Origin of the sequence: Oricola cellulosilytica, from assembly GCF_019966575.1 — a bacterium.
GTDB lineage: Bacteria > Pseudomonadota > Alphaproteobacteria > Rhizobiales > Rhizobiaceae > Oricola > Oricola cellulosilytica.
In genome coordinates, this window is record NZ_JAINFK010000001.1 from 633,626 (window position 1) to 646,642 (window position 13,017).

Consider the following 13,017-nt stretch of genomic DNA (forward strand, 5'->3'; position numbering starts at 1 on the left):
GCGACACATTTCCTCGCGCGCTTGAACATCATATCCAGCCTCGATCGAAACGTCGTCTGATCAGATTACTCCAGCCCATACGAATACCAAAACGAACTGCCTGAAGGCTGCCATCGCAACCCACCATGCGCTCAACAGAGATGATCGTCTCGAGACATCAGCGGCGCCCTGGAGAAATCTTCAAGGCCGGCACGATCATCGGCACAGTCGCCGCGTAGGCGGCGTAGTCGGGAAACACGGATCGCAATATCCTTTCCTCGTTAAACATGCGCCGGAACTGAAATGCGATCTGGAGTGGGCCGCGAAAAAAGCCCGAGATGGAAAAGTGGGACAAGACCACTCCGATGACCGTTGTCGCTTCACTCAGGTAAAGGGGATGGCGTACACACCTCTTCTCGATACATTTCCGCGGACTTTCGTCCACCGGATACAGTCGGAATCTTCCACCTAAACAACGGCTGTTATCAGCGGAAACCTCGCTTGGTCTTGACGTCTGCGAAGACGCGGTCCCCCATGGTATCGCCTCCGCAATATGCGAGGTAGATATTTTCATCCGCAGCGCCGCCTGCACGACTGAAGCCTCCCTGCCGGCTGATTTCCGCCTTGGTGCAGAAACCCCGTTGCACCAGCTCCATCGCGGCCTCGGCGAAAGCGTCGCGATGCAACCTGAAGTTTTCAGACCCTGCCACAATCGCCTCGAATTCATCGATTTCCCTGGAGCCGCTGGACGGCAGCGCCCGCGAGAGATATTTTATGAGTGTCCATTCAGAGTAGCGGCCCTGGCTGATCCCGTTCGAAGGTTCGCAAACATCATTTCCGACCCGAATTCGCCGCGAACGTCCATTGACGCATAACGCTTTCCGGTTCTCAGCAATCTTGACCCATTCCCCTGACCGATCGAGCACAGTCACCGGATCGCGAAATCGGACTATCCCGGCGACACCACAATCGAGCGATGGGCAAGTTCGGGTTTCCGCTCGCTCGGCGGACAGCCAGTAATGGTCCCCCTCATTGTCGGATGGATGAAGATAAGACAGAGCGGTCGTCAGTTCGGGATCGCCGAGCCGGCTGGCGAATGTGAACCCGATTATTATCATGGTGAAAGCATTCAAGCCGATGACCAGAATGATCGCGCCCCAACGCCCTCCCCTTGCTCGAACTCGAATCAGCCTGAAAACTGAAAACGCCAGAACGAAAGATGCAACCGCGAAAATCAACCACAACATCGGAAATCGAATGCTCCTACCCCCGGATCACCGAGGTCTATGACGGCGTTCCGATTGTCTGGCTCTCTAATCCCAGAACCGGTTTCGAGCAACGGAGCCGTCCTTCAATAAGCAAAGCGCTACCTTTCATCCGAGTTTAAAAGAGGGGCCTATGGAATTGCTACCCTTGGCGGCGGCCGCCATATTCCCACGGTCATCGGCTGCCCTCTGAACCGTCCAGCAGAAGTACAAGCGACCTGACCTCGGTTGTTATCGGAAGGGGCGCACAGTCGCAGATGTTGACAGCGACATCAATCTGGCCGCTTTCTTGTCGGGCGCGATGAAACCGGAACTATACTCGGGTTCGTGGAGAACGTGAATTGGGGGCCGTTTGAAACTGATCATCCAGATTCCCTGTCTCAATGAAGCAGAAAGCCTGCCCGCTACCCTTGCCTCTCTGCCGAAGCAGGTCACCTATTTTGATACGGTTGAGTGGCTGGTGATCGACGATGGCTCGACTGACAACACTTCCGAAGTGGCCCACCAAAGCGGTGTCGATCACGTCCTTCGTCTGCCGCACAATCAGGGATTGGCCAAGGCGTTCATGGCAGGTCTGGAGGAATCGCTCCGTCAGGGCGCGGACGTCATCGTCAACACGGATGCCGATAACCAATACGACGCCTCATGCATCCCTGACCTGGTAGCGCCGATCATGTCTGGGGAGGCGCAAATCGTTATCGGGGCCCGCCCTATCGAGGAAATAGCGCACTTCTCGCCCCTCAAGAGGCGACTGCAGCGTCTTGGGAGTTTCGCCGTGCGGTTGGCGAGCGGCACGAGCATCCCCGATGCCGCCAGCGGGTTCAGGGCCTTCCATCGCGACGCGGCGATGCAGCTTTATGTTTTCAACCCTTTTACCTATACGCTTGAAACCATTATCCAAGCCGGTCGAAAATATATCCCGATCACCAGTGTGCCAGTTCGTGTCAACGGCCCAACGCGGCCATCGCGACTGTTTCGCAGCACCCCGGTATATATTTGGCAATCGATCAAAACGACGCTTCGCATTGCCACGCTGTATCGCCCATTGCGCACTCTGAGCTGGGTCGCCCTTTTCATGGCTCTTCCTGGCGTTATCGCGATATTGCGTTTCCTTTTTCTTTACGTGTCCGGTGATGGCCGCGGGCATATACAGTCGCTGGCAATCGCCGGGACTCTCTTGTCGATCGCTGCGATTATCGCGATGGGCGGCCTGATCGCCGATCTGGTCGCTGCGAACAGGCGGTTGCTGGAGGATATTCGCTCGCGGCTGTTGCGAGGCGAGATCGAGCGAGCTTCTTCTGTAAAGCGAGATGCGCAGGTTCGGTCCCCGTCCACGTGAGAACAGTGAGACGGAGCTTCATTTTTTCGCTTGAGAGGCCGATGTCGGAGGGCGAAGACGCCGCCGGCCATAGCACCGAGTTCGACGGGAATAAAAAATCCTGTGGCAGTTCATGAGAAGCACCCGCTCCTGTTATGCGCGGAATCGATTTTTTGATATGGTGCGAATCATGATGGTTAAAGGGATATTGAACCGTCTTCATGCAAATCGCTTGGCTTCGATCCAACTAGACGGTTAGCGATGATTCCGAAACTTTCAGATTTCTTTAAAAATGACGTGGGCGTTTCGCAGGTCGAGTATCTCGTACTCCTCGGCCTAATGATTGGCGGCGTGATCGTCTCCGTTTCGCTTGCCACCGCAGCATTGAGCCAGTCCTTCGGCAGCTGGGCGCAGTTTTTCCTATATCTTCGAGTTTGAGACGGCGCCACAGGGCACATTGGCGCCTTGGAACATTTCTGATTAAGTTCTTCGATGACAAACCCATAGTCGGACGACGCTGTTCGCAAGACCAGGGACAGAATTTTTGATTTTTTTATGGTGTACGCATGCCATGTTGCCAGCGGACCGCCATTTTTTTCTACGTTGTTTGCATCGTCCCAATCCTCGTGCCGCCGTATTTCTGGCCACCTTGGCCGCGGCTCTCCGGATCGCAACTCAGAGGAGAACTGAAAAATAGAGATGAGATTTGTCGACGAATGCTGTGCCGCAGGAGCATTCTGAAAATGCAACGCGCTGCGTACCTCTTCATGATCGCTGTGATTGAGGGAGCGATCTTACTGAACGTCTTCGTTCGTCAAATTCACTTGGACGAATATCTGTTTCTTGAGCAGATATACAAACATGTCTTGGGCGAACTAGAAAAACCTGTTCAGACATTTTACGTATATATCTTTGAATGGGTTGTATTTTTGCCGCTCGACGACATTGAAAAAGTTGTCACGGGCCGCTTCGTGATGTGGTTATTCCATCTCTCAACGCTTTTCTTCGTTTTCCGAATATCGGAGTCGTTTGGTACGAAGAAGGGTGCGTGGCTCAGCGTTCTTGCCTACGCCTCGTTTATCTACACAGTTCAGCACGCTGCGAGTTTTCGTGCCGATCCACTCGTTACCGCCCTTCTGATGGCGGTTCTGTTCACCTTGACAAGAATGACGATCTCTCTACCAGGCTTGCTGCTTTCGGGAGTTACTACCGCGATTGCGGGCCTTATATCGATAAAATCGATTTTCTACCTTCCTCTTATCGGAGCGGTCGTCTGGCAGCACTTTCGACACAGCCGTAGTTCCAAGCTGTTCTGGTCGCTTCTGGCCTCGCTGTTGGTTGCGATTATTGCCTTTTCCGGACTGATGTTCTTGCATTTGGACGGAGCCGATCGCCTGAACGACCTCGTTATTCCGTATATATTTGGAGCCGTCAGAAAGCAGTTTGGTGAGAAAGAGCCATTCGATACCGTTTGGTACCTGCTGGTCCTCATTATTTTCAATTTGCCCAACTGGATTGTTATCACATACGGGCTTGTGCAGGCAGCGAACCTTGCTTGGTCAGGTCCACCCGCGATCCGGGACCGTGCCCGTCTCGCTCTCGTCTTCTTTCTCCCGATCATGCTCGTCTTCGTGTACCGGAACAGCTTCCCGTATTTCTACGTTTTTGCCCTCGCGCCGGTGGTCATTCTGGCTGGGTTTTCGATCCCGTCAGGCAGCACCAACGTCATCCAACGGTTAAGCCTTCCGATTGCCGTCACGTTGACGTTCTTGGGAGTCCTCCATGGCAGTAGGGAACTCTCGCTGAGTAATTCCGGACAGAAATCCATGCTCGAAGCAGTCTCGGCCGTATATCCCGACAGGGTGCCTTACTATGATGGTTTTGCCAGTATCCCGAGTTACCCGAGAATCGGGCCATACCTTACATCCTGGGTGATGGAGGACTACCGCCGTCGGGGACGGCCGGAGATTGCACGCCTTGTCAGAGAGATGAAACCGCGCTTCGTTATTGCCCAGCACGATCTGATTCTGGACGCGCTCACAATGGGTGCGCAGGTTCCACAGAAGCAATACAGCCTGTTCCCCCCCGACGCCGAGGCATTGCACAACAATTTCATACCGCATTGGGGCCAGTTTTGGATCGCCGGAAAGCGTCTCCGCCCGCGCAACGCTGCCGCGCAGGAATTCGAAATCAATATTGCCGGAAAGTACACATTCGAAGGAAAAACGGCTGGCCTAATCGATGACAGGTCCGTCAAGCCGGGTGAGGTTGTCAATCTCCGCGAGGGCAATCATCTTTACGAAGGCGCCGCTGCCCTTCTCCGCTATGGTGACCACCCCCCGGTCCCCGACCGAGATCCGCCGGCGCATCTGTATCGGAAACACTTTGCATCCGGATTTTGAGTTGGAGAAGTTCGGGCGTGCTGGTCGAGGGGGCTGATGACGGCCGGCTTTCGTCTCAATTCCGGATGTGCCTCGATACAGCCCACTGTGCGGATGATCGAAATCATGGCGCACCCGACAGGATTCGAACCTGTGACCTCTGCCTTCGGAGGGCAGCGCTCTATCCAACTGAGCTACGGGTGCCTGCGGCCTGAGGCCGAGGACGCAGCCCGCGCGAACACGAGCCTGCGCCTAGTTAACCCAGCCGGCGTCAAGCTTCAATGCGGAAAGTAGCATCTTCTTGCGAGCCGGATCGATGCGTGTTTCCGGTGAAAGCCGGGTAGAGGCCGCTATCAATCCGTTAGCGTCCGACGCCGTTCGTCGAACTCCTTGGCGTCGATCTCCCCGCGTGCGAAGCGCTCCTTCAGTATGGTCATCGCACGGTCGGCGGACCGATGCCTATCGGGCTCAACCGCGCCCAGTCCAAAGGCGCGAAGAAGATAAATGATTCCAGCCACCGTTGCGATGAAGATCAAAATCATAAGGAACGGTCCGAAGATCATGCCAAACCCGGTCCCGTATCCGCCCCACATCATGCCCGGCCCGTAAGCGCCGCGAATAAACGTGTCCGCATCCTGGGCCATGGCGGCGGGTACCGCTCCGCCCAAGGCAACACTTCCCAAGAGAATTTTCTGCAATCCGGAAGACATATCCTAAACCTCGTCATGGTAGCGGCGCATTGTGCGCCGTCATCGATTGCAGATTAGATGCGAGACGATCCGTGGCCATGACATGGATCAACCGCCACGGAAGCTCGTGTTGAATCGCAGTTCACGTCAGCCGCGATAGAAGATATGCCTCCCGACGGCGGAAAGGCGCTTCATCTTCGGAGCCCAGTAAGGCTTCACATAATCGGCATGATAGTGAGTAGCGGTCGCTATATCGCGCACGAGACTCCGCCCCTCCAATACCGCGGTGGCGACATCTTCTGCCTTGTCCCAAGCATGCTTCTCGTTTACCGCCTCCGGCAGGCCGTCACAGGCGAACGAGAACTGACAAGCATTGCGCATATGATCGTTCTGATACACCACGTCGCAGATCGTGTCCGGATATCGATCGTTCCTCACCCGATTCAGGATAACCTGCGCGACCGCAGCCTGTCCGGCCTTGGGTTCACTGCGGGCCTCAAAATAGATTGCAGTGGCAAGACAATTTTTCTGTTTGACCGACAGATCCGTCCATTCTTCGGCTGCTGTTGCCCCCACCGCGACCCTCGGATTGGGATAGTCGGCAAGCGCAGGCGACGCGACACTGGCGAATATCGCTGCACACCCGAAAAAGGCCGAGCAAAAGAAACGGCGCGGCGTGGCACGCCGATTTTTTTTCCGGATCATGGAACTTTTCTCTTTAGCTGATCGTTGTTGAAGGTTGGCCCGCGTTCACGCGACCGCGACTTGGACGCTTAGAGCCGCCGAACTTGATCAGACCGCGTCGCCTTTAAGACAATCTCTGGACTATTCGGTGTCCGAAATTTGTTGGATGGTGCACCGCACATGCAGGATGACAACTACGCTTCTGGGGCTGTTATTCACGATCCATGGCGTGAAGTTCCGTCTATCCCAACGCGTCGGCTTTCAATTCCCCGCTGTCGATCTGCTCGCGCTCGATTGATTCGAAAAGTGCGCGGAAGTTTCCTTCGCCGAAGCCCTCGTCGCCCTTGCGCTGGATGAACTCGAAAAAGATCGGGCCTATTACGGTCTTTGAAAAAATCTGTAGCAGGATTTTGGTCTCGCTGCCGCCGACGACGCCTTCTCCGTCGATCAGGATGCCATGTTTCTTCATCCGGTCGATCGGCTCCTCATGGCCTTTCACCCGGTCGCTGCTCATTGCATAATAGGCATCCGGCGGCCCGGGCATGAATTGCAATCCGTTGGCAGCAAGCGCATCGGTTGCGTCGTAGATGTGCTGCGCTCCCACCGCGATGTGCTGGATGCCCTCGCCGTTGTATTTCCTAAGATAACTTTCGATCTGACTCTTGTCGTCGGTCGATTCGTTCAGCGGAATGCGGATCTTGCCGCAAGGCGACGTGATTGCGCGGGAGACGAGCCCGGTCAGCTTACCCTCGATGTCAAAGAAGTGGATCTGCTCGAAGCCGAATAGTTTACGATAGAAGTCCCACCACTTGTCCATGTTGCCGCGATAGACGTTATGGGTCAGGTGGTCGAGATAGTAGAAACCGACGCCTTCGGGCTTGGGATCCCGCTCGCCAGTCCAATCGAACTCCGCCTCGTATGCCGATCCCCTGTCGCCGTAATTGTCGATGAAATAGAGTAGCGACCCGCCGATACCGACGATCGCCGGAACGTCCAGCACCCTCTCGTCGCCCTCATAGGGCTCGGCACCTTTAGAGACCGCATGTTGAAATGCATGTCGTGCGTCGACGACTCGCCACGCCATGGACGGCGCGCATGGACCGTGCTCCGCCGCGAAACGTACCGCGTGCGAACCGGGTTCCGCGTTGACGATGTAGTTGATGTCACCTTGACGCCACACGGTGATCGCCTTGGTTCTGTGCTTCGCGACGGGCTCATAACCCATTCGCGCGAACAGCATCTCCAGATGCTTTGGCTCGGGATGGGCAAATTCAACAAATTCAAAGCCGTCGGTACCGGCGGGGTTCTCTTCGGTGATTTGCGCCCGAGGCGCATCGTGCGGGAACGGGCCCATCAACTTTCCTCCAATACCACCGAGCCCACAATATCGCATCCGGCTTGCAACATGGTTGCGAAGCGATGCTCTCCAAACCATAATCATGCACGAATTGTGCACGTTGAGATTTAGAATGATCGAACATAGAATCCTGGATAAGAGTGATCGCAAGATCCTTGCGCTCCTTCAGGAGGATGCTCACCTCACGAACAACGATCTCTCCGAGCGGGTGAATCTGTCGGCATCGCAATGCTCGAGACGACGGGCCAAACTCGAACGCGATGGCATCATCGCCGGTTATCACGCACGGGTCGATCGCGAGAAAACCGGGTTCGGGATCGTCAATTTCATCTCTGTGACGCTGGCGACGCACGACCGCGACAATGCCGCGCGCTTCGCGACACTGATGGCCCAATTGCCTGAAGTTCAGGAAGCGCACGCGCTAACCGGTGAAATGGATTACTTGCTGAAAGTCGTTACATGCGATCTGCGGGAGCTTTCCGATTTTGTCAACGAGACCCTTCTGCCCCACGAGGCGGTTCAGAATGTGAAGACCACGATCGTTCTGCAAACCCTGAAGGAGACAGGTGTCCTGCCCTTGTAAGCGCATCGACAGGGCGACTCCCCAGATGCCTTGAGGCGTCAGGTCCTGCGCGCCGGTCGACCGTTGCGGGGCGATCTTGTATCCGGCTCGGACTGCGGCTTCGATACATCGTCAGAAATCAGCTTGCCGTCCGTTGTCTCGACGACGCCGGACCTCGGATCCTCGACCCTTGTCGCGATCCCGCTGGCGCCGGGCGCGCGCGCCGTCCTCCCGCCGCCCTTGCCCTTGATTCCCTTCACCTGAGCCGGGGCCTTCTTTTCTTTCGCGGTATCGATCTTCTTCGACGGGTCCCTCGGCTCCGTGGAGTCGAAGGAAATCACCGGCTCCATCGCAGCGAAATCGGCGTCGGACAGGTGGCAGAGAACCGTATGTCCCTCTTCGATGCGCCGCACGGGAGGAACCTCCGTCTCACACTTGTTGCCCGGCACCTGATGTTTATGCGGGCAGCGCGTCTGGAAGGGACATCCGGATGGTGGGTTGAGCGCCGACGGGATCTCTCCCTCGAGGATGATGTGCTTCTTCTTGACGCTGGTATCGGCTATCGGGATCGCGGAAAGCAACGCTTCCGTGTAGGGATGGTAAGGGGGCGCGAACACTTGGTCAGTGGTTCCCTGCTCGACAATGTAGCCGAGATACATGACGACCACGCGATCGGCGATATATCGCACCACGGAAAGGTCGTGGCTGATAAACAGCATGGTCGTACGGGAATCGCGCTGAATGTCCATCAACAATTCCGTCACCGCCGCCTGCACCGACACATCGAGCGCAGAGACCGGCTCGTCGGCAACGACAACCTTCGGGCCGCCCGCAAAGGCGCGTGCGACGCCTATGCGCTGTTTCTGGCCGCCCGACAACTGGCGCGGCATGCGGTTCTCAAAGGCCCGGGGCAGCTTCACCAAATCGAGAAGTTCAAGCATACGTTGCCGGCGTTCCTCCTGATTGGCGCCAACCTTGAATTTCTCCAATGTCCGTATGATCTGGTTGCCCACCGAGTGGCTTGGGTTAAGCGTGTCGAACGGGTTCTGGAACACCATCTGGATATCAGAGACCAGTTCCGCTCCGCGGTTCTGCACCTCGACGGTTTCAATCCTCTGGTTGCCAAGAGTGATTGAGCCGGCCGTTGCCGTCTCCAGCCCCAGGAGCACCTTGGCAAGCGTCGACTTTCCGCAACCGGACTCGCCAACGATGGCGACCGTTTCGGCTTCGCGTGCCTCGAAGGAAATACTCTCATTCGCCTTGACCGTTCGGGTTTCGCCGGCACCGAAGATGGCGTTGGCGGCGACGTCGTAATATTTCCGCAAATTATCAATTTGCAGAATCGGGCCGCCCGGATCGACCTTGGCGTGCGTCTTCAAACCTTCCGGCATTGCGGTCCAGTCAACTTCCCGGAACCGCTCGCAGCGTGTGAAATGCGCGTCGTGGTCCGGGACCGCATACATCGGCACCTCGGCGGCGTTGCAGACACCGTCGACAAAATGGTGGCAGCGCGGGCCGAAATTGCATCCCTTCGGCCGTTCATGCGGCAACGGCAACTGACCCGGGATGGCGATCAGTGGACGGTCGTTCTTGTCGGCGCCCGGCAAGGGGATCGAGCGAAAGAGTCCCTGTGTGTAAGGATGGCGCATGCGGTCGAAAACGTCGCCGACGGAACCCGTCTCCACCGCTTCGCCCGAATACATCACGGTTATACGGTCGCAGGTCTCGAGGATCAGGCCGAGATTGTGGGAGATGAAAAGCATAGACGTACCAAGACGCTTGCCGAGGTCCTTCACCAGTTCGACAATGCCAGCCTCGACGGTAACGTCCAGCGCAGTGGTCGGTTCGTCGAGTAGCAGCAATTCCGGGTTCGAAAGAAGCGCCATGGCAATGACCACACGCTGCTGCTGCCCGCCCGATATCTGATGCGGATAGGAACCCATCACGCGTTCCGGATCGGGCAGACGCACGGCGGCCAGCATCTCGACGGAACGCCGATAGGCCTCTTCCTTCGAAACGTTTTCGTGAATGATCGGCACTTCCATCAATTGTTTGCCAACCTTCATCGCTGGATTGAGCGAGGCCATCGGCTCTTGATAGATCATCGCGATCTTGGAGCCGCGGAGATCACGTAGTTCGGCACGACTCATCTCGCCCATGTCGCGGCCCTTGAATTTAATGGTGCCGGACTTGATGTGACCGCGGTTGCCCATGTCGCGCATGATGCCGAGAGCTACCGTCGATTTGCCGCATCCCGATTCGCCGACGATGCCCATTGCCTCGCCAGGCATGACCTTGCACGAAAAATCCATGACGGCGGGGATCTCGCCGGCGCGCGTGTAGAATGAGATATGCAGATTCTCAATCTCGAGGATCGGCGTTTGGTCGCCCCCTGCCAAAGCGGTATCGCGAGATTCCTCGGTAGCGGTGATTGCCATTCTCGTTACCTCAATCCTTCAGCGATTCTTCACGCAGTGCATCGGCAAGCAAGTTCAGACCCAGAACGAACGACATCAGCGCGATGGCGGGTACGATCGCCGGCCAAGGTGTTAGCCGCAGAAGCTGCGATCCGTCCTTGATGGCGGTGCCCCAGTCGGGACTCTCGGGCGGCATGCCAAGACCGAAATAACCGAGCGTGCCGAGCAGGATGGTGGTGTAGCCGATGCGCAGGCACGCATCGACAATCAGCGGCCCGCGCGAGTTGGGCAGCACTTCCCACAGCATAATGTACCAAGGGCTTTCGCCGCGCGTCTGGGCAGCGGCGACATAGTCCCTGGTCTTGATGTCCATAACGAGCCCGCGCACGATCCGGAACACGCCCGGTGACGAAGCGAAGACTACGGCGACGAAAATGTTGAGTTGCCCCGGCTCGATCGAGATGACCTTGAAGACCGGAAGATCGAAAAACCATCCCAGCGGCGAAAGGCCGACCCGATACAGAGCGGCCACGACAATCTCATTGGAAACCAGCGAGACCCAGACCCAGACGCCGACCACCACTGACAAGATGATACCTGTCCACATGACCATCGGCCGCGGCTGATAGCGCGTGTAAAACAACGTGACGAAGAAGATGATCGGGAAAACGAAAAACAGCCCGGCCATGGAGTATGGAATGGGGGTTTCGATAATGCCGGGAGTTACCAGCAGATAGAAGAGCAGGATCACCGGAAATGCGAGCACGAGATTGGCGAGAAAGGAAAGCGTGGAATCTATCTTCCCGCCATAGTAGCCCGCCGGAAGCCCCAGGGTGATCCCGACCATCAACGCGAAAGCGGTGGCCGCCGGCGCGATGACGAGAACAATCCGCGATCCGAAGACCATCCGCGAAAAGACATCGCGGGCGAGCTTGTCTCCACCCAGAAGGAAGGCCTCGCCCGACCCGGCGTCGACGGCTCCGGGCGCAGCGTTCTTCATGATCGGGACGACACCGATCGGATCGAACGGCGCGATTATACCGGCGAAGATGGCGGTGAAGACCCAGAAGCCGACGAACAGCACGCCGGCGACCCCGACGCTGGTGTCGAAAAGGTGTCCGTAAAGGCCGAGCCGCGAACGGTAGACGTAGGATAAACCTCCGGCGACCACGAGCGAGAGCCAGACCGGCCAGAAGCGCCAGACAATCTGAAAAATGATTTCGAAGGTCGAAAGGCTCTCCATATCCCGGTCTCCGTTCGTAGTCAGGACACGCGGATGCGCGGGTTGAGAAGGGCGTAACCGACGTCCGACAGGAGCTGGGTCACGAGAACCACAATCACCGACACGAGCGAACAGGCCAGCAGCAGGTCAATGTCGTTATTGCTTGCTGCCTGAACCAGCGTGTAGCCAAAGCCCTGGTAGCGGAACATTGATTCAACAATTACGACACCGGTCAAGAGCCACGGAAACTGCAGCATGATGACTGTGAACGGGGCGATCAGGGCATTGCGCAGAGCGTGTTTAATGACCACGGCGTTGAATGACAGGCCTTTCAGCCGGGCGGTGCGGATATATTGCGCGGTCATGACCTCGGCCATGGAAGCCCGCGTCATACGTGCAATGTAGCCCATGCCATAGATCGCCATGGTCATCACGGGCAAGGTGAAGTTGTAGAATGAGATCCCCGAACGTGTCGCGGTGGCCGCTGAGCCGTTCAGCCACCCGAGCCAGGAAGCGAACACGACAGTGAATATGATACCGGAGACGTATTCCGGCGTCGCCGTCGAGGCGATGGAGGCAACCGACAAGCTCCGGTCCATACGAGAACCCTCGCGCATACCGGCCAACACTCCGACGATAAGAGCGCCGGGAACCATCACCAGCATCACGTAAAACATCAGCCAACCGGTGGCGACCAGCGCCGGAAAGAGTTTCTCGCCGACGGTTGTCTTGAATTTCGTCGAGCAGCCAAAATCCCCTTGCAGGACACCGGAAAATCGAGCCTCCGAGGGCTCATCACAGAAGCGGAAGCGGGGAGAAGCCTCTCCCGTGGCAGCGTCGATGTTCGGCTGTTTGGGGTAGACGCCGAGCCAGGCACCGTAACGCTCGAAGAAATTGTCCCGATAACCGTTTCTGACGAGCCAACTCTCAATCTGCGCATCGGTTGCGCGCATGTTCGTTTGACTGATCGAGAGCTTGCGTAAATTGGGTTCAAGATTGACGAGAAAGAACACCACGATGGTCAGACAGAGCATGGTGAGCACCATCACGCCCAACCGCCGAAGCAGGAATGTCAGCACAAAACCCCTCCCGTGAAACCCTGCCGCCTTGTGTAGCGGTCTATCAAGTGGCGGGCGCCCGGCT

General features: G+C 56.9%; 11 protein-coding genes and 1 tRNA gene. 4 read left to right on the plus strand and 8 right to left on the minus strand.

Annotation, left to right across the window (positions count from 1 at the left end; all coding sequences use genetic code 11):
- Nucleotides 1-464 precede the first annotated feature (464 nt).
- Nucleotides 465-1,226, minus strand: a complete 762-nt coding sequence (locus LC298_RS03015) for an SH3 domain-containing protein (protein WP_131564797.1) — start codon at nt 1,224-1,226, stop codon at nt 465-467.
- A gap of 370 nt (nt 1,227-1,596) precedes the next feature.
- Between LC298_RS03015 and LC298_RS03020 the strand changes: the two genes are divergently transcribed.
- The 3 genes from LC298_RS03020 to LC298_RS03030 all read left to right on the plus strand — a co-directional run bounded on the left by LC298_RS03020 (nt 1,597) and on the right by LC298_RS03030 (nt 4,964).
- Complete coding sequence (locus LC298_RS03020) at nt 1,597-2,583, plus strand: glycosyltransferase family 2 protein (RefSeq protein ID WP_131564795.1); 987 nt, start codon at nt 1,597-1,599, stop codon at nt 2,581-2,583.
- Nucleotides 2,584-2,823: 240 nt separating this feature from the next.
- Nucleotides 2,824-3,000, plus strand: a complete 177-nt coding sequence (locus LC298_RS03025; RefSeq protein WP_158284660.1) for a Flp family type IVb pilin — start codon at nt 2,824-2,826, stop codon at nt 2,998-3,000.
- A 305-nt stretch (nt 3,001-3,305) separates the two neighbouring features.
- Nucleotides 3,306-4,964 (plus strand): ArnT family glycosyltransferase, encoded by a 1,659-nt coding sequence (locus LC298_RS03030; RefSeq protein WP_131564793.1) that lies wholly within the window; start codon nt 3,306-3,308, stop codon nt 4,962-4,964.
- A 106-nt stretch (nt 4,965-5,070) separates the two neighbouring features.
- On the opposite strand, the gene LC298_RS03035 is transcribed toward LC298_RS03030, so the two are convergent.
- The 4 genes from LC298_RS03035 to hppD form a co-directional block, all read right to left on the minus strand.
- A tRNA-Arg gene (locus LC298_RS03035) sits at nt 5,071-5,147 on the minus strand.
- 149 nt (nt 5,148-5,296) lie between these two features.
- Entirely contained in the window at nt 5,297-5,641 is a 345-nt protein-coding gene (locus tag LC298_RS03040) for an SHOCT domain-containing protein (RefSeq protein ID WP_158284659.1), read from the minus strand.
- Nucleotides 5,642-5,779: 138 nt separating this feature from the next.
- The gene (locus LC298_RS03045; RefSeq protein WP_131564789.1) at nt 5,780-6,337 is read right to left on the minus strand and encodes a cell wall hydrolase; all 558 of its coding nucleotides are present in this window, start codon (nt 6,335-6,337) and stop codon (nt 5,780-5,782) included.
- Nucleotides 6,338-6,557: 220 nt separating this feature from the next.
- Nucleotides 6,558-7,670, minus strand: a complete 1,113-nt coding sequence (gene hppD, locus LC298_RS03050) for a 4-hydroxyphenylpyruvate dioxygenase (RefSeq protein WP_131564786.1) — start codon at nt 7,668-7,670, stop codon at nt 6,558-6,560.
- Between the two features lie 115 nt (nt 7,671-7,785).
- Between hppD and LC298_RS03055 the strand changes: the two genes are divergently transcribed.
- Nucleotides 7,786-8,256 carry an Lrp/AsnC family transcriptional regulator gene (locus LC298_RS03055; RefSeq protein ID WP_131564784.1) on the plus strand — a complete coding sequence of 157 codons (471 nt, stop codon included), beginning with the start codon at nt 7,786-7,788 and terminating at the stop codon, nt 8,254-8,256.
- A 38-nt stretch (nt 8,257-8,294) separates the two neighbouring features.
- Here LC298_RS03055 and LC298_RS03060 read toward each other — a convergent pair whose 3' ends face one another.
- From LC298_RS03060 to LC298_RS03070, 3 genes are read right to left on the minus strand one after another with little or no spacing between them, the layout of a single operon-like run.
- Complete coding sequence (locus tag LC298_RS03060) at nt 8,295-10,673, minus strand: dipeptide ABC transporter ATP-binding protein (protein WP_223385514.1); 2,379 nt, start codon at nt 10,671-10,673, stop codon at nt 8,295-8,297.
- A gap of 10 nt (nt 10,674-10,683) precedes the next feature.
- Nucleotides 10,684-11,895, minus strand: coding sequence for an ABC transporter permease (locus tag LC298_RS03065; RefSeq protein WP_131564782.1), 1,212 nt, complete (start codon nt 11,893-11,895; stop codon nt 10,684-10,686).
- 20 nt (nt 11,896-11,915) lie between these two features.
- Nucleotides 11,916-12,920: an ABC transporter permease gene (locus LC298_RS03070; protein WP_199223192.1), complete on the minus strand. Its 1,005-nt coding sequence runs from the start codon at nt 12,918-12,920 to the stop codon at nt 11,916-11,918.
- Nucleotides 12,921-13,017: the final 97 nt, after the last annotated feature.

What these genes read in the sequence shown, in the direction of transcription:
- LC298_RS03015 (WP_131564797.1), bottom strand. Translation starts at nt 1,226, where the DNA reads ATGTTGTGGTTGATTTTCGCGGTTGCATCTTTCGTTCTGGCGTTTTCA.
- LC298_RS03025 (WP_158284660.1), top strand. Translation starts at nt 2,824, where the DNA reads ATGATTCCGAAACTTTCAGATTTCTTTAAAAATGACGTGGGCGTTTCG.
- LC298_RS03030 (WP_131564793.1), top strand. Translation starts at nt 3,306, where the DNA reads ATGCAACGCGCTGCGTACCTCTTCATGATCGCTGTGATTGAGGGAGCG.
- LC298_RS03045 (WP_131564789.1), bottom strand. Translation starts at nt 6,337, where the DNA reads ATGATCCGGAAAAAAAATCGGCGTGCCACGCCGCGCCGTTTCTTTTGC.
- hppD (WP_131564786.1), bottom strand. Translation starts at nt 7,670, where the DNA reads ATGGGCCCGTTCCCGCACGATGCGCCTCGGGCGCAAATCACCGAAGAG.
- LC298_RS03055 (WP_131564784.1), top strand. Translation starts at nt 7,786, where the DNA reads ATGATCGAACATAGAATCCTGGATAAGAGTGATCGCAAGATCCTTGCG.
- LC298_RS03060 (WP_223385514.1), bottom strand. Translation starts at nt 10,673, where the DNA reads ATGGCAATCACCGCTACCGAGGAATCTCGCGATACCGCTTTGGCAGGG.
- LC298_RS03065 (WP_131564782.1), bottom strand. Translation starts at nt 11,895, where the DNA reads ATGGAGAGCCTTTCGACCTTCGAAATCATTTTTCAGATTGTCTGGCGC.
- LC298_RS03070 (WP_199223192.1), bottom strand. Translation starts at nt 12,920, where the DNA reads ATGGTGCTCACCATGCTCTGTCTGACCATCGTGGTGTTCTTTCTCGTC.